General features: G+C 67.6%; 22 protein-coding genes. 6 read left to right on the top strand and 16 right to left on the bottom strand.

Annotation, left to right across the window (positions count from 1 at the left end; all coding sequences use genetic code 11):
• Positions 1-37: 37 nt before the first annotated feature.
• From AB0L97_RS04535 to AB0L97_RS04520, 4 genes are read right to left on the bottom strand one after another with little or no spacing between them, the layout of a single operon-like run.
• Positions 38-817 carry an ESX secretion-associated protein EspG gene (locus tag AB0L97_RS04535; protein ID WP_364425161.1) on the bottom strand — a complete coding sequence of 260 codons (780 nt, stop codon included), beginning with the start codon at positions 815-817 and terminating at the stop codon, positions 38-40.
• Positions 810-2,117 (bottom strand): hypothetical protein, encoded by a 1,308-nt coding sequence (locus AB0L97_RS04530; RefSeq protein ID WP_364425159.1) that lies wholly within the window; start codon positions 2,115-2,117, stop codon positions 810-812. Before AB0L97_RS04530 ends, AB0L97_RS04535 begins: the two co-directional genes overlap by 8 nt.
• Complete coding sequence (locus AB0L97_RS04525; RefSeq protein ID WP_364425157.1) at positions 2,114-2,494, bottom strand: hypothetical protein; 381 nt, start codon at positions 2,492-2,494, stop codon at positions 2,114-2,116. The genes AB0L97_RS04530 and AB0L97_RS04525 overlap by 4 nt, the downstream gene beginning before the upstream one ends.
• An 8-nt stretch (positions 2,495-2,502) precedes the next feature.
• On the bottom strand, positions 2,503-3,084 hold the full coding sequence (locus AB0L97_RS04520) for a DUF3558 domain-containing protein (RefSeq protein WP_364425233.1): 582 nt from the start codon (positions 3,082-3,084) through the stop codon (positions 2,503-2,505).
• A gap of 640 nt (positions 3,085-3,724) precedes the next feature.
• On the opposite strand from AB0L97_RS04520, the gene AB0L97_RS04515 reads away from it, so the two are divergent.
• Positions 3,725-3,928 (top strand): hypothetical protein, encoded by a 204-nt coding sequence (locus AB0L97_RS04515; protein ID WP_364425155.1) that lies wholly within the window; start codon positions 3,725-3,727, stop codon positions 3,926-3,928.
• A gap of 386 nt (positions 3,929-4,314) precedes the next feature.
• Here the strand turns inward: AB0L97_RS04515 and AB0L97_RS04510 are convergent, their stop codons facing one another.
• The 5 genes from AB0L97_RS04510 to AB0L97_RS04490 form a co-directional block, all read right to left on the bottom strand.
• Complete coding sequence (locus tag AB0L97_RS04510) at positions 4,315-4,779, bottom strand: YbhB/YbcL family Raf kinase inhibitor-like protein (RefSeq protein WP_364425153.1); 465 nt, start codon at positions 4,777-4,779, stop codon at positions 4,315-4,317.
• 321 nt (positions 4,780-5,100) lie between these two features.
• Positions 5,101-6,195, bottom strand: a complete 1,095-nt coding sequence (locus AB0L97_RS04505; protein WP_364425151.1) for a nitronate monooxygenase — start codon at positions 6,193-6,195, stop codon at positions 5,101-5,103.
• Positions 6,192-6,950: a CoA-transferase gene (locus AB0L97_RS04500; protein ID WP_355076848.1), complete on the bottom strand. Its 759-nt coding sequence runs from the start codon at positions 6,948-6,950 to the stop codon at positions 6,192-6,194. The genes AB0L97_RS04505 and AB0L97_RS04500 overlap by 4 nt, the downstream gene beginning before the upstream one ends.
• Entirely contained in the window at positions 6,950-7,825 is an 876-nt protein-coding gene (locus AB0L97_RS04495) for a CoA-transferase (protein ID WP_355076850.1), read from the bottom strand. Before AB0L97_RS04495 ends, AB0L97_RS04500 begins: the two co-directional genes overlap by 1 nt.
• A gap of 14 nt (positions 7,826-7,839) precedes the next feature.
• Complete coding sequence (locus AB0L97_RS04490) at positions 7,840-8,604, bottom strand: enoyl-CoA hydratase family protein (protein WP_039794869.1); 765 nt, start codon at positions 8,602-8,604, stop codon at positions 7,840-7,842.
• Between the two features lie 62 nt (positions 8,605-8,666).
• On the opposite strand from AB0L97_RS04490, the gene AB0L97_RS04485 reads away from it, so the two are divergent.
• Both AB0L97_RS04485 and AB0L97_RS04480 read left to right on the top strand, forming a co-directional pair.
• Positions 8,667-9,449 carry an SDR family oxidoreductase gene (locus tag AB0L97_RS04485; protein WP_364425148.1) on the top strand — a complete coding sequence of 261 codons (783 nt, stop codon included), beginning with the start codon at positions 8,667-8,669 and terminating at the stop codon, positions 9,447-9,449.
• A 28-nt stretch (positions 9,450-9,477) separates the two neighbouring features.
• Complete coding sequence (locus tag AB0L97_RS04480; RefSeq protein ID WP_364425146.1) at positions 9,478-10,389, top strand: SDR family oxidoreductase; 912 nt, start codon at positions 9,478-9,480, stop codon at positions 10,387-10,389.
• 1,056 nt (positions 10,390-11,445) lie between these two features.
• Here the strand turns inward: AB0L97_RS04480 and AB0L97_RS04475 are convergent.
• Complete coding sequence (locus AB0L97_RS04475; protein WP_011207048.1) at positions 11,446-11,862, bottom strand: helix-turn-helix domain-containing protein; 417 nt, start codon at positions 11,860-11,862, stop codon at positions 11,446-11,448.
• Between the two features lie 359 nt (positions 11,863-12,221).
• The gene (locus AB0L97_RS04470; RefSeq protein ID WP_356963622.1) at positions 12,222-13,385 is read right to left on the bottom strand and encodes a steroid 3-ketoacyl-CoA thiolase; all 1,164 of its coding nucleotides are present in this window, start codon (positions 13,383-13,385) and stop codon (positions 12,222-12,224) included.
• Between the two features lie 102 nt (positions 13,386-13,487).
• Between AB0L97_RS04470 and AB0L97_RS04465 the strand changes: the two genes are divergently transcribed.
• Complete coding sequence (locus AB0L97_RS04465) at positions 13,488-14,789, top strand: cytochrome P450 (RefSeq protein ID WP_364425143.1); 1,302 nt, start codon at positions 13,488-13,490, stop codon at positions 14,787-14,789.
• Between the two features lie 55 nt (positions 14,790-14,844).
• Here the strand turns inward: AB0L97_RS04465 and AB0L97_RS04460 are convergent, their stop codons facing one another.
• Genes AB0L97_RS04460 through AB0L97_RS04440 form a run of 5 tightly spaced genes read right to left on the bottom strand, consistent with a single transcriptional unit; the run spans position 14,845 to position 19,355 of the window.
• Complete coding sequence (locus AB0L97_RS04460; protein WP_364425141.1) at positions 14,845-15,261, bottom strand: nuclear transport factor 2 family protein; 417 nt, start codon at positions 15,259-15,261, stop codon at positions 14,845-14,847.
• 28 nt (positions 15,262-15,289) lie between these two features.
• Complete coding sequence (locus tag AB0L97_RS04455) at positions 15,290-16,174, bottom strand: TIGR03619 family F420-dependent LLM class oxidoreductase (RefSeq protein WP_364425231.1); 885 nt, start codon at positions 16,172-16,174, stop codon at positions 15,290-15,292.
• A gap of 5 nt (positions 16,175-16,179) precedes the next feature.
• The gene (locus tag AB0L97_RS04450) at positions 16,180-17,346 is read right to left on the bottom strand and encodes a thiolase domain-containing protein (protein WP_355076859.1); all 1,167 of its coding nucleotides are present in this window, start codon (positions 17,344-17,346) and stop codon (positions 16,180-16,182) included.
• Positions 17,343-18,377 (bottom strand): thiolase domain-containing protein, encoded by a 1,035-nt coding sequence (locus AB0L97_RS04445; protein ID WP_364425138.1) that lies wholly within the window; start codon positions 18,375-18,377, stop codon positions 17,343-17,345. Before AB0L97_RS04445 ends, AB0L97_RS04450 begins: the two co-directional genes overlap by 4 nt.
• Positions 18,378-18,389: 12 nt before the next feature.
• Complete coding sequence (locus AB0L97_RS04440; protein WP_364425136.1) at positions 18,390-19,355, bottom strand: OB-fold domain-containing protein; 966 nt, start codon at positions 19,353-19,355, stop codon at positions 18,390-18,392.
• Between the two features lie 115 nt (positions 19,356-19,470).
• On the opposite strand from AB0L97_RS04440, the gene AB0L97_RS04435 reads away from it, so the two are divergent.
• Positions 19,471-20,508: an LLM class F420-dependent oxidoreductase gene (locus tag AB0L97_RS04435; RefSeq protein WP_355076864.1), complete on the top strand. Its 1,038-nt coding sequence runs from the start codon at positions 19,471-19,473 to the stop codon at positions 20,506-20,508.
• Between the two features lie 22 nt (positions 20,509-20,530).
• Entirely contained in the window at positions 20,531-22,123 is a 1,593-nt protein-coding gene (locus AB0L97_RS04430) for an acyl-CoA synthetase (protein WP_364425134.1), read from the top strand.
• Positions 22,124-22,293: the final 170 nt, after the last annotated feature.

Below are 22,293 nucleotides of genomic sequence, written 5' to 3'. Positions count from 1 at the left end.
CGCCACGGCTCTGGTGGACTGGCCGTTCGCGCGGTCCTTATCGCTGTGAGCGCAGGTACTCGTCGTGTTCGCGGTCCTCGCGGTAGTAACGCTGGGTCAGCACGGTGAGACGGTTGATCTCGGCCGCCATAGCGGCGGGGGCGAGCGGTTTGGCGACGATGGGGTCGCCCGTTCTCACGTAGTAGCGGCCATCCGTGTAGTCCATCCACCAGAAACCGCGCCCGAAACTCGGGCGGGCGTCGACGGCTGGGCCGGCGAACACCGTGACCTCGCCCAGCCCGAGGCGTTCCCGCTTGAAGATCTGGTCCAGCCGCGCCACGGTGCCGACCTCGTACGGCTTGCGCACCGGCCGTTCCCGATCGGCGGTCACTTCGTCGCGGCGCACTTCGATCGGCGGATGCGTGCCCGCGGGCATCTTCGGCAGCGCGGCCACCGCTTTGGCGGCGACCCGCCCTGCGGCGCAATAACTCACGATCACGTCAGCGCCGGTGTCCGGTGCGTGGCCGGGGAGTTGGACCAGGGTGGCCCCGGCCTGCCCGCGTACCGCGCCGTGGAAACGGAACACGATCGACATGTCCGGGCCGCCCATGCCTTTGGACTCGACCCGTACCTCGGGCTCCAGCAATACGTCCAGCGCCTGTTCCAACTCGACGGCGTATCGCCCGAGCAGCGCGTCGACCGCTTCCTCGCGTTGACGCTTCAGATCGGCGAAATCCATCTCTTCCGGACGATATTGCAGCGGGTACGGCAGACGGTCGCGACCATAGGCGGACCAAAGGATTTCGAATTCCTGCCCGGTGAAGCGCCAGTCAGCCATGCGGGTTGTCTCCGATGACCGGGGGAACGGCCTTCGGCAAGGAATCCGAACCGGTGAGTTCCTCACCGTTGTGCTGGTTGACCAGGTAGTCCTTGACGCCCGATGTCTCGCTTTCGTCGTGCTTGCCGCGAGACCCCATCCCCGGGGCGATGCCGCTCGTTCCGGTCGTGCCGGTTCGCGCCGCCTGGGCTCCGGTCGCCGTGGCGGCCGGATGCGCGTGCGGCTGCTGCGGGCCGGCCGGGACGTTGCGGCCCGGTGCTGGAGTTCCGGTGATGTTCGGTGCACCGGATACGACGGGGGTGCCGGGACGCCCGGGTGTATTCGGGCTCGTCGTCCCGGGCCGACCAGGCGTCGCCGGAGCGGTGGTGAAGTTCGGGCTCGGCGTAGTGGTGCTGCTCGGTGTCGTCGACGGCGTGGTCGATGTCGTCGGTTGTACGCCGGTCGACTGGTCCACACCCGCCGGGGTGACTGCCTGCGGAGTGGTGGCGGGGTTGGTCTCGGGCGATTGTCGTGGGCCGCCGTCGGATTGGTCGGTGGTCTCCGGTTGCGCGGCTTCGGGCTGGTTCGACTCGGTAGTCGTCGTCTGCGGTGCGGAGGTATTCGGAGCGCCAGGTGACGAGATACCTGGCTGCTGCCCGGGATCTGCCACGATCTGTGGGGCCGTGGGCAGGACGGGCACACCGTGGTCGGTCTGATTCGCGACTTGGCCGTACACCGTCCGCAGAATCCTCCGCGCTTCCTGCGTGGCCTCCTCTTCGGTGTAATCGCCCGCCTTCATGACACCGTCCTGGGGCAACGTCTTATCCCTCAGGTCCGGGCGTTCGGTGGCCTGCGGCATCAACGCCTGCGTCTGCTCGAGGCCGGTATGCATCTCCGACAGCTTGAAACTCACCAGACACGCGGCATCCGCGAGATTCCCCGACTGATTCCGGTAGTTCGTCACCGCGTCCGCGGCCGCTTTCCCGGATTGCCCGGTCCAGCCCGGATTCGTGCCGTCCCCGGTCACGGTGCGGCCGAACTGCTCGTTGAACGCCTGAATCGCACCGGTCAGATTCATCCCGATGTTCAACCAGGCCTCCGACGCCTCGCGCACCGTACCCGGCCGCATCGCGTTCACGGCGTCGACCATCTGCGCCAACGTCATACTGTCGTAGTTGTCCGGTCCCGGAATTCGCGGCGGTTCGTACTCCCCTTGAAACGATGTGCCCAACCGGCTGGTGAAGTCGTAGATCGTGTCACGCTCCCGATTCCACTGCTCCTGCGCGGCGATGATCCGGGCGCGGTACTCCTCGTAGGTCATGGTTGCGCGTCCAAGCCGGTGAACTGGTCGGCCCTCGACCGGTCCAGCTCCACGAAGTTCGCGATTGCTTTGGCGACGACCTCTTTCGCGATCTTTACCGCGTCGATGTGCTGCATGAGGACGGCGTCCGAGGATTGCTCGGTGCCAGTCGATTTCAGGCTGAACTTCTCTTGCAGAGCGACCCCTGACGGAAACGGGCCGAACCCGGTGACATCAATGATCCGGTCGGTCATTCGCATGATGCCGTCGAGACGATCGAGGTAATCGTCACAAGCCTTGTCCAGACCCCTGCCGACATCCGGATGCAGTAGCAGCTCACCGGCGTTCGCCTGGTCCAGCAGCCTGCGCCACTCGGCGAAATCCACCCCGATGGTCATCTAGCCCCTCAATTCGTAGGCAGATAGCGCACCAAGTCGTCAGCGTGACGACCTGCCTCCTGACATGGCTCGCCTTGCTTCCCGATCGAGTAACGCGTGGTCACCTTGAAAATTACCGTTCCGTGAGCATTCTCGACCGCAACGCTGCATTTCAGCCGCCTGCTGTCGCCGACATCCAGGTATTGCAGAGCGCGGTGTGAGCCGACGGTCAGAGGTGTGAACGACTCCTTGTCTTGGCGCTGACGAACTTCATCCAAAGCGAAAGCTCCGGACAGAACACCCAGGTCGTACCAGCGCGCCGCTGCCTGCCAGCCACAAACCTTCCAGCCGGTGAAATCGACCCCAGCGACATCTTTCTCTTTCGTCGCCTGATTAAGACCGGTGCCAGAGACCGCCGATTCTGGCAATGCGCACGGATCCCACAGAGCGGCGTCGGGGTCGCTCGACCTCGACGCCGACGGGGTGGGCGCGGCCGCAGCAGTGGTCGTGGTCGGCATGGGTGTGTCCGTCGAGTCACCGCACCCAACGACCACAAGAGCGACGCCGGTCGCGAGCACGGCACCGCGTAACAGCTTCCCCCAGCTCGTCATCGGTTCCTCACCGCCGGTGCCGTAACGCATCGACGGGGGCCGGACCGGCTCCTCCGCCCCCCGCACGCTGGGATCGACGCTACTGGGCGGTTCATGGGGTCGCAACAGTCGCCGACGGGCGAGGCCAAGCGCGGCGGAAACCGGAGCACAGTGGCGCAGGTGAGCGGAATCCTGACACGCTCGCGCTTCCGAGCGGTCGATGACGCCGAATTCGAAGTTCTACGTATTCGAAATGTTCGTAACGTTCGACTGTTCAATTATTAGTGACCATCTTTCTCTGTACAGTTCGGGTGTGGCGAACATCGTTGAGCTCGTACTGCTTTGGCTCGATGGTGCTGCCTTGCATCCGATCGGTGGCAGTGGAGCGCTGATTCGATGAGGGGTCCGGGGGCCGAAACCTTCGGCCTGTGAACGTCACCCGGCCCGCCTACAGCGCGGCGCCCCACCGTGGGTGACGCACGAGTTCGCTCACGGCACGGCGGTGAACAACTCGTAGCCGAGTACCCGGATCTGATGCTCCGGTTCACAGCGCACACATAGACACGGCCCAGCGCACACACACAAGTTTCTCTTCGAGGATTCTCTCGCCGGTCCGGAAGCCGCGAGTCCGGACCGGCATCCACCGAAGAGAGGATACGAATTGAGCATCAAGTCGACGCTGGCCAGGACCGTTGTCGCCGCCGGCGTTGTGGTCGGCCTGGTAGGCATCGGCGCGGGTATGGCGAGCGCCGATCCGGCCCCGGATCAGCGGCCGCCCGCTCCCGCGCAACCGCAGGATCCGCATTGCCCCCCGCCGGGCCAGCCGCAGGGCCCCGACCAGCCGCCCTGCCCGCCGCCGCAGTAACGCACGGATTCCTGACGGCGTTCGACCCGACGGGAAAGTTCCCATGTTCCACTGGTTGTCGCCGACCGGCAGCTATCTTCCCCAACGGGCAGCCGGCTACCCCTGCTGATGTCGATCTGGCCCCCGCGCACTATCTGAACCTGCGCCGATAGTGACCGGGTGAGCGACCGAATTCCGAGCTCTCCAGAGCGGCACCTGAGGCCCTCCGCGCCAGGCATGCAAGCCTCCGCTGTGGGCCTCTCGCGCCGATCGAAGGCGGAGATCGCCGCAAGGTAGGCACCCGTCAGTCGAGTGGCACATGGCTGAGGCGAATTGCGAGTAGACCCTCCGTCTTGTGCCACTCGACGAGGCGCCTGGCGGGGGCAAACCCTCGCCTGGCGAGTGATCTAGCTAGTCGACGGATAGGTGCCGATGAGCTGGCCGTCTCCGATGCTCGCGTCGACGATCGCGGACCTCGCGTCGTTCGCCGACGTCCGCGCGTCCACCTTCACGGGACGCGAGAGCGCGTAGACGATGAATCGGTAATGGTGGACGCCGGTGCCTGCGGGTGGGCACGGTCCGAAGTATTCGGCGCGCTTCGCGCTGTTGAGGCTGACCACCCCGCCCGCGGGTGTCTGCCCCTCCGCGCTGGACGTGGTGGTCGTCGGGATATTGCTGACCACCCAATGGGTGAACAGGCCGCTCGGGGCGTCCGGGTCGTCGACGATCAGCGCCGAGGTGGCGGCTTCCGGGGGCATCGTCCAGTTCAGCGGCGGCGGCTCGTTCCTGCCCTTGCAGGTGTAGACCACCGGAATCGGGTCGCCATGGTCGAAAGCGGTACTGCGCACGGAGATCTCGTTCGTCGCGGGCATCGCGGCCTCCGCTCGAGTCGAGGGATGGTGATCGAGTCCGACGGTTCGCCTGTCGCACGGCGGGCTGGCGCAATGTGGCGATCGACAGGCGAACCCTGTTATGTCGTTGTCAGTCCAGCGTAAGACGCCGTTGCGGGACCATCCAGATTATGGGCAAATCAGCCGTTATCACTGCCTGTAGGCGACCGGCCACCCGCGAGGTCGGCTTCGAGGTCATGGCTCGCTTCGCCCGGCCGGCTATTCGGGGGTCGCCCGATGTCGGTCCCTTTCGAGTTGGACACGGGCAGGGCGGCACCAGGGCGAACCGGCGGCCGCAATCCCTCAGTCCGACCCTGTTCCCGCCGACTGCTTGTCTCCGGCCAGCGCCGCGATCGTCTCGATCCGCTCCACCGCGTCGGTGACGATCCGATCGATCAGTTCCTTGCACGTGGGCAGGTCGTCGATGATCCCCGTGACCTGTCCCGCCGCGAGCACGCCCGCCTGGGTGTTGCCCTCGACCAATCCGGCGCGCAGGAGCATCGGCGTGTTCGCGGCCATGACGACCTGAGACCAGCTGAGGTCCTTGGTCTTTCGCATGGCCAAGCCGTCGCGGACCATCGTGGACCACTTCATGCCGGTCATGCTCTTGAACCGGGCCGCGTTGCCCACCGCTGCGGTGAGGCCGCGCCAACGGCCCGAATGCTCGAGCCGCTGAACCAGTTCGGTGTTCAGCACGCGGTGCGGCATGCCGTCGACCTTGAGCGACACCACCGTGTCCTGGAGCTGTCGCCGCAGGTACTCCTGCTTGACCGCATCGGGGACGGTGCTCTCCTGGGTGAGCAGGAACCGCGTGCCCATCGCGACACCCGCCGCGCCGTACGCCAGGGCGGCGGCCAGACCACGCCCGTCGAAGAATCCGCCCGCGGCGACAACGGGAATGTCCACCGCGTCCAGCACCGAGGGCAGCAGCAGGGTGGTGGCCACCGGGCCGGTGTGTCCGCCGCCCTCGCCGCCCTGCACGATCACGGCGTCCGCCCCCCACGATGCGACTTTGACCGCGTGCTTCGCCGCGCCGATCGACGGAATGACCACCGCCCCGGCGTCTTTCAGCTTCGCGATCAGGTCCTGCTTCGGCGCGAGCGCGAACGACGCGACCGCCACCTTCTCCCGGATCAGCAGATCGATCCGCTCTGACGCGTCCGCGGCGTCGGCGCGGATGTTCACGCCGAACGGTTTCGCGGTGTGCGCTTTGGTCTTCGCGATGGCCGCCTCGAGCTCGGCGAAGGTCATGGTGGCGGAGGCGAGGATGCCGAGTCCGCCCGCTTCGGCGGTGGCCGACACCAGGCTCGGGCCCGCGACCCAGCCCATGCCGGTCTGCACGATCGGATGTTCGATGCCGACCAGATCGGTCAGCGGGGTACGCAAGCGCGGGCTCATGACGGGACCTCGGTTTCGCGAATCTTCTTGGGGTCGAGCACCTCACGGATCAACCGCAGCTCCTCGGCCGTCGGCTGCCGCGTCTCGCCCGCTTCGGCGAGCCCGGCGATCTCGAACGAGGTGTTCTCCGCGACCTCGTCGGCGGTGACGCCGGGGTGCAGGCTGCGTGCGCGCATGGTGTGGCCTGGGCCTTCGAAGTCGAAGACGCCCAGATTGGTCACCACGCGGTGCAGGTGGTGGAAGCGGTATGCCGGGTCGGCCGCGTCGACCTTGTCGTATCCCACCCCGGAGACGATGTCGACCTTCTCGGTGAACACGCGCTTGGTGTGCCGCGCGACCCAGTAGCTGGTGGCGTGATTGATCGTGTTTCCCGGCGCGCCACGCACACCGAACATCTGCCGGGTCGGCTGCTGCAAGGAGCCGAACGCCGAAAGGTTCTGGTTGCCGAACCGGTCGATCTGATTGGCGCCCATCACCACGTGCCTGCGTCCGGACGCCACCACGTCGAAGACTCTCCGGAACGGGATCCAGCCTTCGATCGGCGCTTTGCCGCCCAGCGGGGGAGTCTCGGCGAACAGCAGCGCCTCGCCGTCGGACAGCAGCAGATCCGGTTCGGTGGTGAGCTTGGCCAGCCGCGCGCCGATTATGGACATGGGTGACATGGGGCTGGCCATGATCTCGCCCGCGCCGCTGAAGATCTCCGCGCAGGCGATGGCACAGATCTCGGCGCGGGTGACGGTTTCGGTGCTGGTCATCACGCCTCCTCGGCGAATCGGCGGACGGCGGCCTGGTACTGCTCCTCGGAGCCGGCCAGATAGGTGTCGACGAACCGCTGCCACGACTCCGGCGTCTTCGCGGACTCGACGTAGTGCTTCTGGAACTTCTCGTCCCGGCCGTAGTCGTCGGCCGCCAGGGTGAAGTGCGCGCCGCCGGGGGCCTCGACCACGCCGTCCACCATCATGCGGTTGAGCAGCAGCGATTGCAGCGGAACGGTTTTCACCAGTTCGTCGGTCTCTACGACGCGCTCGACCGAGACGTAGCGGCGCTGCGCCGCCAGGCAGAACAGATCGTCGAAGTAGGGGTCGACGCCGGTGTAGGCGGCGTTGCCATGCGCGTCGCCGAGATTCAGGTGTACCAGCGCCGCGTCGAGATTCAGGGCGGGCATGGCGATCAGGGTCTCCGGCGTGCCGTCGACGGGGTAGGGCGATTCGACCGTCTTCAACTCGCCCTCCCAGAAGTTCGGGACGTCCGAGCCGAGCCCGGCGCGGATCGGCAGGAACGGCAGTCGCGCCGCCGCGGCCTCCAGCCCGCACTTGAGCATGCCTTCGTCCATCTCGCGGGCGGCCAGCGCACCCGAGGTGCGCGCCTTGGCGAACCACGGGTCGTAGAACGGCGCCGAATCCAGCGACACGAAGCCGTAGTACGCCTTGCGCACCTTCCCCGCCGAACACAACAGCCCGAGATCTGGCCCGCCGTAACCGACCACGGTCAGGTCCGTGAGGTCCGAACGCAGAATGGCTCGAACCAGCGCCATCGGCTTGCGCCGTGACCCCCAGCCACCGATGCCGATGGTCATCCCGCTGCGCAGCTCGCCGACGACCTCGTCGAGCGACATCCGCTTGTCTCGCATGGGTAATTCCTCTCTCACTGCCCGCTCTTGCGCGCCGCGAGGTCGTCGTCGAACCGGGCGCGGATCTCGTCGGCGACGCCGGCGAGGTTGAGTTCGAAGGTGAATCCCTGCTCGTACCGGTAGCTGCGGTGCACGTCCTGCACGTCGATGCCGTTCAGCGCCCGCTTGGCCGCCCGGATCACCCGGCCGTCCTTGGCCGCGATGTTCTTGGCCAGCTCCAAGGCGGCGGCGTCGAGTTCGGCGCGCGGCACCACCTGGTACACCGAGCCGTAGTGGTGCAGCTGCTGGGCGGTGATGGTGCTCGCGGTGTAGAACAGCGCGCGCATCAGGTGCTGCGGCACCAGCCGTGCCAAGTGGGTGGCCGCGCCGAGCGCGCCGCGATCGACCTCGGGCAGCCCGAAGGTCGCGTCGTCGGAGGCGATCACGACATCCGCGTTGCCCACCAGGCCGATGCCGCCACCGAGGCAGAAGCCCTGCACCACCGCGATCACCGGCACCTGGCACTCGTACACCGCCGCGAACGCCTCGAAGCAGCCGTGATTGGCGTCGATGAGCGCCTGATGGCCGGGCTTGCTCTGGATCTCCTTGATGTCCACACCCGCGTTGAAACCGCGGTTCTCCGCGCGCAGCACCACCACCTTGGTGTCCGGGTCGCGGCCCGCCGCGCGCACTTCGTCGGCGATGGCGAACCAACCGTCCGTGGGGATGGCGTTGACCGGCGGATAGTCGACCGTGACCACGCTGATTCCGGTCGATTCGGAGTGGCGGTTGATCCCCATGGCAAGTCCCATCGTGTGTGAACGCATTGGCAAAGCAAGCAGTTGCTTGGTAGGTTAGCACGGTGCCACTCGAAATCGATCTGTCCGGCCGCGTCGTTCTGGTGACGGGCGGTGTGCGCGGTGTGGGCGCGGGCGTGAGCAAGGCGTTCCTTGCCGCGGGCGCCACCGTCGTGGCCTGTGCGCGGCGACCGGCGGACGCGCCCGTCGAAGTCGACGGCCGCTCGATCGACTACGTGCCGTGCGATGTGCGGGACGAGGACGCGGTGCGCGCCCTGATCGACACGATCACCGAGCGCCACGGCCGCCTCGACCATCTGGTGAACAACGCGGGCGGCGCTCCGTTCGCACTCGCCGCCGAGGCGAGCAAGAAGTTCCACACCAAGATCGTCGAGCTGAACCTGCTCGCTCCGCTGCTGTTGGCGCAGGCCGCCAACGCGGTGATGCAGCGGCAGGACGAGGGCGGCTCGATCGTGAACATCTCCAGCGTCAGCGGGCACCGTCCCTCGCCGGGCACCGCCGCCTACGGCGCGGCGAAAGCGGGCGTGGACAGTCTCACCGGCTCGCTCGCCGTCGAGTGGGCGCCGAGGGTTCGGGTGAACTCGCTGGTGGTGGGGCCGGTCGACACCGAGCTGAGCCGACTGCACTACGGCGATCAGGACGGCGTCGACGCGGTGGGCCGGACAATTCCTCTGGGTCGCATGGCCCGACCCGACGACGTCGGCCGCTGCGCCGTCTTCCTGGCCTCGCCGCTGGCCGCATACGTCAGCGGCGCGACCCTGCTGGTGCACGGCGGCGGCGAACGGCCCGCCTTCCTGGCCGCTTCCAATGCCGACCAGCAGTCCTGAACAAGACCGCACACGAAGAAGGACACATATGGACACCGAGCAGATCTGCGCCGGGCGCGTCGTCATCGTCACCGGCGCGGGCCGGGGCATCGGCCGCGCGCACGCCCTCGCTTTCGCCGCGGCGGGCGCCAGCGTGGTGGTCAACGACATCGGTTCGACCCTCGACGGCGCGGCCACCGCGGAAACGCCCGCCGCGCAGGTGGTCGCCGAGATCGAGGCGCTGGGCGGCCGGGCGGTGGCCAACGGCGACGACGTCGCCGACTGGGAAGGCGCCCGCAGGCTCGTCCGCCAGGCCGTCGACGCCTTCGGCAAGCTGGACGTGCTGGTCAACAACGCCGGGTTCGTGCGCGACCGGATGTTGGTCAATCTCAGCGAGGACGAGTGGGACGCGGTGGTCCGCGTGCACCTGAAAGGCCACTTCGCGACCATGCGGCACGCGATCGAATACTGGCGTGCGGAGGCCAAGGCGGGTCGTCCGGTCGACGGACGGATCATCAACACCAGCTCCGGCGCCGGACTGCAGGGCAGCGTCGGACAGAGCAATTACGGTGCGGCCAAGGCCGGTATCGCGGGCCTGACGCTGACCGCCGCCGCCGAATTCGCCCGCTACGGCGTGACGGTGAACGCGATCGCCCCGTCCGCGCGCACCAGGATGACCGAGACGGTGTTCGCGGACATGATGGCGGCGCCGGAAAGCGGCTTCGACGCGATGGCGCCGGAGAACGTGTCTCCGCTGGTCGTATGGCTGGGCAGTGCGCAGTCGGCGGCGGTGACGGGGCGGGTCTTCGAGGTGGAAGGCGGCAAGGTGGCGCTGGCCGACGGCTGGCGGCACGGTGAGCCCGCCGACCGCGGCGCCCGCTGGGATCCGGCCGAGCTCGGACCGGTCGTGGCCGACCTGATCGCCAAAGCGACTCCGCCGGAGCCGGTATACGGCGCCTGAGCGGCCTCGGCCCGTCGACGGGCGCGTTCGCGGACCGGGGTCTAGTATGGGCACCCGTCCGTTCGGAAAGTCCCGTGTGAGAGTGGCGACCGGGCACAGAACTGCGCTTCGACTGATGAGGGGAAGGCTCGGCGCATGAGAGTAGGTCGCGCGTTCCGTGTGCAGGCAGCGTCCGGCGCCGTCGCGGGCCCCGCTCTGCGCGGCGGCAGGGTTTCCGCCCACGTGCCACTTTCCCGCCCATCGTGCGCGGTGGATCCCGAGCCGCCGCCCTACGACAGCGGCGATCCCTGGCTTCCGCTGGCCGTGCCGGGGCAGCGGTCGGAGGTCGATGCGGCCCCTGCCCGGCCGACCGCTGGAACGGATTCGGCCGCAGTGGGTTCGGCGGCCGCCGGGTCGTCCGGTCTGGGCGTGTACTCGGCAGCGGGTCGGCCGTGCAATCGCGCTCTACCCGGCGGGCATCGTGGTGCTCGCGGTACCGGCCGTGGATCGGATCCGGTGCGCGGCCCGGGTCGCAACCGGCAGTCCGGCCTTGGCTCGGCCCGCTTGGAAGGTCGCGAGCCTGCTCATCGCAGATCGGTGACATGCTGACTCGCCGCCCGGCGGCGGCCTCGTGCTGGCGGAACGCGCACCGACCGCCTCGGTGGTGGTCCGGACCGACCGGGTGAGCGCGGTGGATTGCTCTGTCCGAAGGCTTTAGTCCGGGCGGAGCGTGCAGGCACGTCTCGCGCGCCTATCGGACCACCGCGCCCGGCTGCGCTCGAAATTGATCGACCTCGCGCAAATACGATCAATCCGGCGCAATAGCCGAACGCGGACTATTCGGACAGACCGGTTGGGCCGGGAATCCTCTTCGACATGAACGACTGTCGGCGAACCACGCCGAAAGTGCATATGTAAGCACATCATAGGGAGGGCGGCACTAACCGGCCTGCGGTCGCGGCCCCAATTTCTCTGGGCACGACCGCACGCCGGTTGCGTGCTTCGCCCGCTTACGCGTGCGCAAAACACAGCACAGTGCGACCCGATGGGTCGCACTGTGCTGCCGTGCAGAAGAACCTATTCGGTTCCATCCGGAGGAATTTCGGGCAAGCCCTCGCTTGCCCGCAACTTCTCCGCCATGGATGTGAGGAGGTTCTGTGATTCTTCGGACAAGTCGAACGCTCTACTCGACAGCCGTCGCAGTCCATAGCCCTGCAGCTGGGACAGCAGCTCCAGATCGTGATCGATCTTGGCGGCATAGATGTCGTTGAAGAAGTAGTCCGGCTTGACTTTGAAGAACTTCGCCAGGGCGGCCACCGTCTCATCGGACGGGTTCGTCCGTTGTCCCGACCGCAACTGCGACAGGTACGGTTTCGAGATCGGATGTCCGGAGGCCGTCAGCGCCGCCGCGACCTCCGCGTTGGTGTGCGGCTTACGCCCCGGGGGATGCACGGTTTCGAACAGCTTGTTCAGCCGCGCCGCGAAATCAGCCATTGTGAGCCGCCCAATTCCCTTCGCTGTACTAACAGTCGTTATCTCGGATACGTATCATTGATATTAGCGGCTCAGTAACTGAAAACCTACGCCTGATTCCGGATTTCCTTGAAGCTTCTAGGTCGGAAGGCGGCGAAGGCACTGGGACGGTCGCGTTTGCGGGTCACGCCAAGGCCTCTCGAGAAGCCGCGGTACGAACCGGTTCTGGCCCGTCGCTGCGGTCTCTACGCAAGGGGTCTTGATAGCCGCAAGATAGCTGACATCTCATGGACTCGGCGGTACATGGGTTTGTGTGGCGTACGACACGTTTGCGCGCCCAGGGGATGAACGTTCAACAAACGCGCATGAAATGGTTGAACTCACAAACGTTCGATGATCGTTCCTGTCGCGAGTGCGCCACCGGCGCACATGAGAACCATTGCGGTGCTGCGGTCGGAGCGCTCCAGTTCGTGCAAAGCCGTTGTGATCAGGCGGGATCCGGTGGATCCGACCGGATGCCCGAGAGCGATGGCGCCGCCGTTGACATTAACCCGATCCATGTCCGGCTGGTGTACAGAAGCCCAGGAAAGTGCGACCGACGCGAACGCTTCGTTGATCTCGAAAAGGTCGATGTCGCCGATATTCATGCCGGACCGCTCCAGCAGCCTGGTGCACGCCTGCACAGGGCCGTCGAGGTGGAACTCCGGCTCCGCGCCGACCACCGCCTGTGTGACGATCCGCGCCCGCGGACGCAAACCCGCTCGCTGCGCGGCCTTCTCGTCCATCAGCAGCACCGCGGCGGCGCCGTCGGAGATCTGTGAGGAGGATCCGGCGGTGTGCACGCCGCCCTCCAGGACCGGCTTCAGCTTCGCCAGGCCTTCGACAGTGGTCTCGCGCAGGCCCTGATCCCGTGACACATCGAGCTTTTCGCCGGTGAGGTTGCCCTCTTTGTCGGCTGCGGGGGCGGTGACGGTCAGCACCTCGCGATCGAACCGGCCCTCTGCCCACGCCTGCGCGGCCAGGCGCTGCGAGCGTGCGCCGAACGCGTCCACGTCCGCGCGGGTGATGCCGCGCCGCTTGGCGATTCGCTCGGCCGCCTCGAACTGGTTGGGCAGGTCGATGTTCCACGACGCGGGCCTGCGCGGCCCCGCGTTCTCGCCGACATTGGCGCCCAGCGGAACCCGGCTCATCGCCTCCACGCCACAGGCCATGCCGATGTCGATGGCGCCGGCCGCGATCAGTCCCGCGATCAGATGATTGGCCTGCTGAGCGGAGCCGCACTGGGTGTCGATCGTGGTGGCGCCGACCTGCCACGGCAGGCCCGCGTGCAGCCACGCGACCCGGGTGACGTTGTTGGACTGCTCGCCCGCCTGGGTGACGCAGCCGCCGATGACCTGTTCGACCTGCGCGGGGTCCAGGTGTGCGCGCTCGAGCAGCCCGCGCTGGGCCGCGCCGAGCAGTTCGGCCGCGTGCAGGCCCGACAGCCAGCCGCCGCGCTTGCCGATCGGGGTCCGTGCGGCCTCGACGATCACGGGTGTGCCCATGTCCAACCTCTCTTTATGGGACAGAAAACTGAAACGCGTTCATAGCACTTGTCAGGGGCGGATCTATCCGGTTTCTTTCCTCGTTCTCCCGCCTGTGCTTCAATGATTATAGAACGTGTTTCAGTTTGTCGAAGGAGACATCTGGTGGTAGACACTCGGAATGCCCGGCCGAATCTTCCGGACGGGTTCGACGTCACGGACCCGGACATCTACGCCGAGCGTGTTCCGGTCGAGGAGTTCGCCGAACTGCGCCGGACGGCGCCGATCTGGTGGAACCCGCAGTCCCCGGACGTCAGCGGCTTCCACGACGACGGCTTCTGGGTGGTGAGCAAGCACGCCGACGTCAAAGAGGTCTCGCGGCGCAGCGACGTGTTCTCCAGTTACGAGAACACCGCCATCCCGCGGTTCAACGACGACATCGCCCGGGAGCAGATCGAGCTGCAGCGGATCGTCCTGCTGAACATGGACGCGCCGGAGCACACCAAGCTGCGCAAGATCATCTCGCGCGGCTTCACCCCGCGCGCCATCAACGGCCTGCGCGCGGAGCTGTCGGCCCGTGCGGAGTCCATCGTGAAGGCGGCGGCCGAGTCGGGTTCCGGCGACTTCGTCACCCAGATCGCGTGCGAACTGCCGCTACAGGCCATCGCCGAGCTGATCGGCGTCCCGCAGGAAGACCGGATGAAGGTCTTCTCCTGGTCCAACGACATGACCGGCTACGACGACCCGGAGAGCACCGCCGACCCGGTCGCGGCTTCCGCCGAGATTCTGGGCTACGCCTACCAGATGGCGGCCGCGCGCAAGCAATGCCCGGCCGACGACATCGTCACGACGCTGATCGAAGCCGATGTCGACGGTGACAAGCTCACCGAAGAGGAGTTCGGCTTCTTCGTGATCATGCTCGCCGTCGCGGGCAACGAGACCACGCGCAACGCCATCTCGCACGGCATGATCGCGTTCCTGGAGAACCCGGACCAGTGGGAGCTGTTCAAGAAGGAACGTCCCGCCACGGCCGCCGACGAGATCATCCGGTGGGCCACTCCGGTCACCTCGTTCCAGCGGACCGCGCTGGAGGACACGGAGCTCGGCGGCGTGCAGATCAAGAAGGGCCAGCGGGTGGTCATGCTGTACCGCGCGGCCAACTTCGACGAAGAGGTCTTCGACCGGCCGGAGAAGTTCGACATCATGCGCGCGGACAACCCGCACCTGGCCTTCGGCGGCACCGGGGCGCACTTCTGCATCGGGGCGAACCTGGCCCGGCTGGAGATCGATCTGATCTTCAACGCCATCGCCGACCACCTGCCCGACATCACCAAGGTCGCAGACGCCAAGCGGCTGCGTTCGGGCTGGCTCAACGGGATCAAGGAGTTCCCGGTCGACTACAAGACTTGCCCGGTCGCGCACTGAGACATGGAAAAGGCCCTCGCGCTTCGGTGCGAGGGCCTTTTCGTCCGGTACCGAGTCAGTCGACCGGACGCGCGGTCTTCATGGCGCGATCGACCTCCCAGAACGCCCGCAGCGCGGCGATCTTGCCGTCCTCGTTCACCCGGTAGGTGAATACGCCGTCGGCGTCGATCCGGTGCCCGCCGAGGGTGCTGCGGATCGTGCCGGTGAAGGCGACGTCGTTGCCGCAGGCGAACGAGTCGCCGAACAGGAACTCGATCAGATCGGTCTTCGCGATCGCCTTGTCCCAGAACGCGGCGATGGCCTCCGTGCCGCGGTGGCCCTTGCCCTCCGGGTCGAAGCCCGACGGGCCGATGGGGTCCTCCACGATGCCGTCCTCGGCGAACAGCGCGACCCAGGCCCGCTTGTCCCGTGCTCGCACGGCGGCCTGTGACGCAAGGCCCGCGGCCCGGGCCGGATGCTCGGCGGTGGTCATACGGCCTCCTTCGACCGGTTGATGGGTCTCACCGCGCGGTGAGCACGGGTTCGGCTATGTACTGTCGCGCGAACTTGCGCAGCGAGTCCTGTTTGGCGGCGAGCTCACCGTCGAATCCGATGCCGTCGGCCAGCCAGGGCACCACGATCGCGTCGGTGACGCCCGCGTCCGCGAGGTCCTGATAGCCCGACCGTCCGAAGCGATCGATGCACACCGCCTGGATCTCGAACGGCTCATCGGCCCGGTCGTACTCGGCGCGCAGCGTGCCGAGCTTGCCGATGGTGCTCCGGAGTTCGTCGTAGGTCATCATGGCCGAGGTCCAGCCGTCGCCGACCCGTGCGGCGCGGCGCAATGCCGCGTCGGTGTGCCCGCCGATATAGAACGGCACCGGCTCGCTCGGGGCCGGGCTGATCTGCAGCGGATCGAAATCGAAGAACTCGCCGTGGTACTCGACCATGCCACCGGCGAGCACCAGCTTGATCACCTCGATCATCTCGTCCACCCGCGCGCCGCGGCGCGCGAAGGGCACGCCGCACCACTCGAATTCCTCCGGCGCCCAGCCGATTCCGACGCCGAAACCGAAGCGGTTGCCCGACAGGTTGGCCACCGAGCCGACCTGCCGGGCCAGCAGCAGCGGATTGCGCGAACCCAACTTCAGCACGTTCGTGTAGAAGCGGATGCGGCTGGTGACGGCCGCCATGGCGGTCGCGCCGATGAGCGGGTCGACCCACGGGGTCTCCGGCCCCCAGAACCGGCTGCCGTCGGCGGTGTAGGGGTACTTCGCCGCCGCCGACTTCATGTAGAACAGCGAGTCCGGCAGCGCGATCGACGAGAAACCGCACTCTTCGGCGGTTTTCGCGAGTCCGGTCAGCTGGTCCAGCGGACTCAGCGCGATGCCGACGGTGAACTTCAGCGCGGTCACCGCCGCTCCGATCCGACCACCCACATCGAGAAGTACTGCGAACCGCCGCCGTACGCGTGTCCCAGCGCCTTGCGCGCGCCCTCGACCTGGTAGTCCCCGGCCCGCTGCATGACCTGCTTGGCGGCCTCGGCGAACCGGATGAGCCCGGAGGCGCCGATCGGGTTGGACGACAGCACGCCGCCGGACGGATTGACCGGAAGAGTGCCGCCGATCTCGGTCTCGCCCTTGTCGGTGAGTTTCCACCCGTCGCCCTGCGGCACGAAGCCCAGGTTCTCCAGCCACATCGGTTCGAACCAGGAGAACGGGACGTAGATCTCGGCTACGTCGATCTCCTCGAGCGGGTTGGTGATCCCGGCCGCCTGCCACAGCGCCGCCGCCGCGTCGCGGCCCGCCTGCGGGTTGACCTGGTCGCGCCCGGAGAATGTGGTCGGTTCGGTACGCATCGCGGTGCCGTGCACCCAGGCGACCTTGCGGCCGGTGGCCTCGACCGCCTCGGCGGCGTCCGCGTCGCCCAGCACGATCGCGCACGCGCCGTCGGAAGAGGGGCAGGTCTCGTCGAAGCGGATCGGGTCCCACAGCATCTGCGAGGCGAGCACCGATTCCAGCGTGATGTCGGGCTGCTTCAGGTGGGCCAGCGGGTTCTTGGCGCCGTTGCGGCGATCCTTCACCGCCACCATGGCGCCGATGTGACCCGGGGCGTTGGAGCGCCGGATGTAGGAACGTACGTGCGGCGCGAAATATCCGCCCGCGCCCGCGCCGACCGGCATGGTGAACGGCACCGGAATCGACAACGCCCACATGGCGTTCGACTCCGACTGCTTCTCCCACGCCACCGCGAGCACGCGCTTGTGCACACCCGCCTGCACCAGATTGGTCGCGACGATGCCGGTGGAGCCGCCGACGGAACCGGCGGTGTGCACCCGCAGCAGCGGCTTGCCGGTGGCGCCGAGCGCGTCCGCCATGAACAGCTCGGGCATCATGACGCCCTCGAACCCGTCGGGCGCCTTGCCGACCACGACCGCGTCGATATCGGCGATGGTGAGACCGGCGTCGGCGAGGGCGCGATCGATGGCCTCGCGGCACATCCCCGACATGGAGACGTCGGTCCGTTTCGTCACGTGATGGGTCTGTCCGGTGCCGAGCACCGCAGCTGGCAAGCTCATCGGTTCTCCGATCCCAAGACGGTCACAAGGTTCTGCTGGAGCGCGGGTCCGCTGGTGGCGTGGGCCAGGGCGCGATTCGCCGAGCCCGCGATGATCGCCTCGGCCGCGAAGCCGATGCGCTCCAGGCCCGCGGCGAACATCGGGTTGGCCGCGAGCGCGCCGCCGGACGGATTCACCTTCGTGCCGTTCTTCAGCCCGATCGCCTCGGCGAGGATCAGCTGCTGATGACTGAACGGCGCGTGCAGCTCGGCGATGTCGAAGCCGCTGACGTCGCCGCCGGTGACCGCGTGGGCGGCGGCGGCCGTCGAAGGCGAGACGGTGAGGTCACGCGCACCGAGCACGGGAGTATCGGTTCGATGCGCCATGCCGGTGATCCACGCGGGGCGTTCGCACAGTTCGCGGGCGCGGTCGCCCACGGCGAGCACGATGGCGGCCGCGCCGTCGGTGATCGGCGCGATGTCGTGCGCGCGCAGCGGATCCGCGACGTAGGGCTGGTCGAGCAGGCTGTCGGCGTCACCGTCGCCTGCCACGACGGCCGCCATGTCCCGCTCGGTCCAGCGGCCCGCGTCCAGACCGGCGCGCGCCTGCAGGCCGGCGATGGACCAGGCGTCCGGCCACAGCGGCGCGACCAGGTAGGGGTCCAGCTGCATGGTGAGCACCTGGCGCTGCGTGCCCGCGGAGGACTTGCCGAAGCCGTACACCAGTGCCGTCGTCGCCTGCCCGGAGCGCAGTTTCACCCACGCCTCGTACAGCGCCCATGCGGCGTCCATCTCCACGTGCGATTCGTTGATCGGCGGCACCGCGCCGATGGCGTCGATCGCCGAGATGAACGAGAAGGCGCGTCCGGCAAGGTAATCGGACGAGCCGGAGCACCAGAAGTCGATATCGGACTTGGTGATGCCGAGTCGGTCGTAGAGCTGCTGGAAGCAGGGCACCAGCATCTCGACACCGTTGGTGGTGCCGAAGGTCTCCGGCACGTGCGGCGCGTGGGCGAAGCCCACGACCGCGATGTCGGTGGCGTTGTCAGTCAACGTGCGCCTCTCTCAGAGGTGGTGCTTATAGGTCTCGTAGTCGGCGTCCGGCTCGCCGGAGGGGCGGAAGTGATCCACGTTCTCCAGCCCGTAGCCCCACTCCTCGCGCGGCTTCCACACCGCCTGCACCCGCATGCCCATCCGCACCTCGCTCGCGTCGCAGCCGAGCACCAGGTGCAGCACCGGGATGTCCGCGCCGTCCAGCAGCACGTAGGCCGCGACGTAGGGCGGCTTGATCCGCTGGCCCATGAACGGCACATTGACGATGCAGAAGGTGGTCACGGTGCCGTGATCGGACAGTTCGATGAACTCGTCGGTCGGCCTGCCGTCGGTCGGATTCGCGCCGCGCGGCGGGAAGTACACCTTGCCCGCGGCGTCGGTGCGCGCGCCGATCAGCTTGCCTTCGGCGAGTCCGCGCAGGTACACGGTCTCCTGCGGCGAGGCGGTGTGCTTGTAGGAAAGGTCGACCGGCGTCGTGATCATGGTGACCGGATCGGCCGAGGCGGACTCCACCGGCGCCGAAGCCTCCTCGCCCGGCTCGAAGCAGAGGATGTCGCGAATGCTGCCCTCGGTCTGCTCGGCCCAGCGGGCGGTCACCCGTAAGCCTTTGCGGATGTCCTCGGGTGCGGCGACGTCGACGGCGTGCAGCAGCGTCGTGTCCGCGCCGTCCAGCCGGATCAGCGCCCAGGCGAACGGGCGGTCGAACGGCTGGCCCGGCAGCGGCTCGCGCACCCAGGTCCAGGATTCGACGGTGCCGGTGTCGGCGACGTCGACGAACTCGGTCAGCGGTTCGGCGGTGATCGGATCGTATTCCGGCGGCGGCACGATCACCCGGCCGTCCGACCCGCGCGCGCCGACGATCTTGTGGTCGCGCAATCGGGTCAGAAAGGTTCCGATGGTGGTGCCGACGGAGCGGGTGTAATCGAAACGCACCCGCAGGGGCGCGCTGAGTACCTCGGGCACGGCGCCCGTGTTCAATGCCGTGCCGCTACCACCCGCGATTGCCGTGGATGCAGTATTCCCCTGAGTCACGATATCGAGTAGAACAGGTTCTAACTCTGGTGGCAAGCAGTTGATCGGAAAGGGGTCCGGCGTGAAGTTCGGATTGCAACTCGGGTACTGGATGGCCCAGCCGCCCGCGAACGCGGGGGAGCTGGTGGTGGCGGCCGAGGAAGCCGGGTTCGACGCCGTCTTCGCCGCCGAGTCATGGGGATCGGATGCCTTCGGTCCGCTCACCTGGTGGGGTTCGGCCACGCGGCGAGTGCGCCTGGGCACGTCGGTGGTGCAGATGTCGGCGCGCACCCCTGCCGCGACCGCCATGCACGCGCTCACCCTCGACCATCTCAGCGGTGGCCGCGCCATTCTCGGTCTGGGCGTCTCAGGTCCGCAGGTGGTGGAGGGCTGGTACGGCCAGCCGTTCGCCAAGCCGTTGCAGCGCACCCGTGAGTACGTCGGGATCGTGCGCCAGGTGCTGGCCAGGCAGGCGCCGGTCACCAGCGACGGCCCGCACTACCCGCTGCCCTACACCGGGCCGGGTTCGATCGGGCTCGGCAAGCCGCTGAAGCCGATCGTCCATCCACTACGTGCGGATTTGCCGATCTGGCTGGGCGCGGAGGGGCCGAAGAACGTGGCGCTCACCGCCGAGATCGCCGATGGCTGGCTGGCCATCTACTACGCGCCCCGGCTGGCCGGTATGTACGACGAGTGGCTCGACGAGGGCTTCGCGCGGGCGGGTGCGCGGCGCAGTAGGGAGGACTTCGAGATCGCCGCGAGTTGTCAGGTGGTGATCACCGACGACCCGGCGGGCGAGCTGGAGCGGATGCGCTGGATCATGGCGCTCTACATCGGCGGCATGGGCGCGCCGGAGTTGAACTTCCACGCCCAGGTGTACCGGCGCATGGGGTACGACCGCGAGGTCGACGAGATCGGCAAGTTGTTCCAGTCGGGCAAGAAGGCGGAGGCCGCGGCGGCGGTGCCGGACGAGCTGATTCTGGACACCGCGATCATCGGAGACGAGGAGCATGTCCGCAAACAGCTGCGGGTCTGGGAGGCCGCGGGCGTCACGATGATGCTGGTGTCGGTTCCCGATGTCGCGCAATTGCATCGGCTCGCACCCCTTGTCGAACAGTAGAACACGTTCTAGATTCAATGGGGTGACTGCCTCACCCGCCCCGTCGGCTCCGCACAATCCCCCCGCACCGGAGCCAGTGAAAATTCTCGGTCTGTGGAACATCGCCGAAGCCGAACCCGATCGGATCGCGATGGTCGATCCCTGGGGCCGGGAGGTGACGTATCGCGAATTGGCCACGCTCGCCAATCGTTACGCCACCGGCCTGCGCGGGCTCGGCCTGAAAACCGGTGACGTGCTGGTGAGCATGGTGCACAACTGCGTGGAGGCGATCGCGGCGTACTTCGCGGCCTACCAGTCGGGGTTGTACATCGTCGCGGTGAACTGGCATCTCACCGGTCCGGAGGTCGCCTACATCCTGGCCGACAGCGAGGCGAAGGCGTTCATCGCCAGCGATCGTTTCGCCGCCGCGGCCAAGGCCGCCGCCGACGAGGCGGGGTTGCCCGCGACGGCGCGCTTCGCGGTGGGCGAGATCGAGGGCTTCAAGTCGGTGGCCTGGCTCGGCGCCGCCGACACCGGCCGTCCGTCCGACCGCAGCACCGGCGCGCCGATGCTCTACACCTCGGGAACCACGGGACGACCCAAGGGCGTCCGGCGGCCGCTCACCGGCGCGGACCCCGATGTGGTCCCGGCGCACACCACCGCGTTCTTCGGCCTGTTCGAACTCACGCCCTACGACGACCACGTGCACATCTGCGGCTCGCCGCTGTACCACACGGCGGTGCTGAACTTCGCCACCATCTCGATCAATCTGGGCCACAAGCTGGTTCTGATGGATCGCTGGGACGCCGAGGAGATGCTGCGGCTGATCGACAAGCACCGGGTGACGCACAGCCACATGGTGCCCACCCAGTTCCACCGGCTGCTGGCCTTGCCGGAGGAGGTGCGCGCCAAGTACGACGTGTCCTCGCTGCGCAGCATGGTGCACGGCGCAGCGCCCTGCCCGCAGGAGACCAAGCGGCAGATGCTCGAATGGTGGGGCCCGACGGTCACCGAGTACTACGCGGCCACCGAAGGTGGCGGCACGGTGATCAACGGCGCCGACTGGCTGCGCAAGCCGGGCTCGGTCGGCAAGGCGTGGCCGTGGTCGGTGATCAAGGTGCTGAGCGAAGAGGATGGCTCCGAGGTGCCGGTCGGCGAGCCCGGCCTGGTCTACATGCGCATGGGCGCGTCGAGTTTCGAGTACCACCACGACAAGGCAAAGACCGATGACTCGCGCGTCGGCGACCTGTTCACCGTCGGCGACATCGGCCACCTCGACGAGGACGGTTACCTCTACCTGCACGACCGGCGCTCGGATCTGATCCTGTCCGGCGGGGTGAACATCTACCCGGCGGAGGTCGAGAACGTCCTGATCACGCATCCGAAGGTCGCCGACGTCGCGGTCTTCGGCATCCCGCACCCGGATTGGGGCCAGGAGGTGAAGGCGGTCGTGCAGCCGGCCGACGGAACCGAGGGCGACGACGCGCTCACCGAGGAACTGCTCGCCTTCGCCGCCACGCAGTTGGCGAAGTACAAGATGCCCAAGTCGATCGATTATCTGCCCGAACTGCCGCGCGATCCGAACGGCAAGCTGTACAAGCGCAAGCTGCGGGAGCGGTATATCCCCGCTTCCTGAGGCACCCCGCCGGACGGACGGCGTCGGGCACTGCCCGGCTCGGGTCCGGCGGAGGCGAGGCGCGTCGGGCAGCCGGGCCGCTGGGGCTGTGACCCGGCCGCGCGACGACGTCGAAAACCGAATGCGCCCTTCACGATTACCGTGAAGGGCGCATTCGCGTCCCCGCATTT

Source organism: Nocardia sp. NPDC051911, from assembly GCF_040681035.1.
GTDB classification, from domain to species: Bacteria; Actinomycetota; Actinomycetes; order Mycobacteriales; family Mycobacteriaceae; genus Nocardia; species Nocardia sichangensis.
This window is presented reverse-complemented; position numbering and strand designations above follow the sequence as displayed.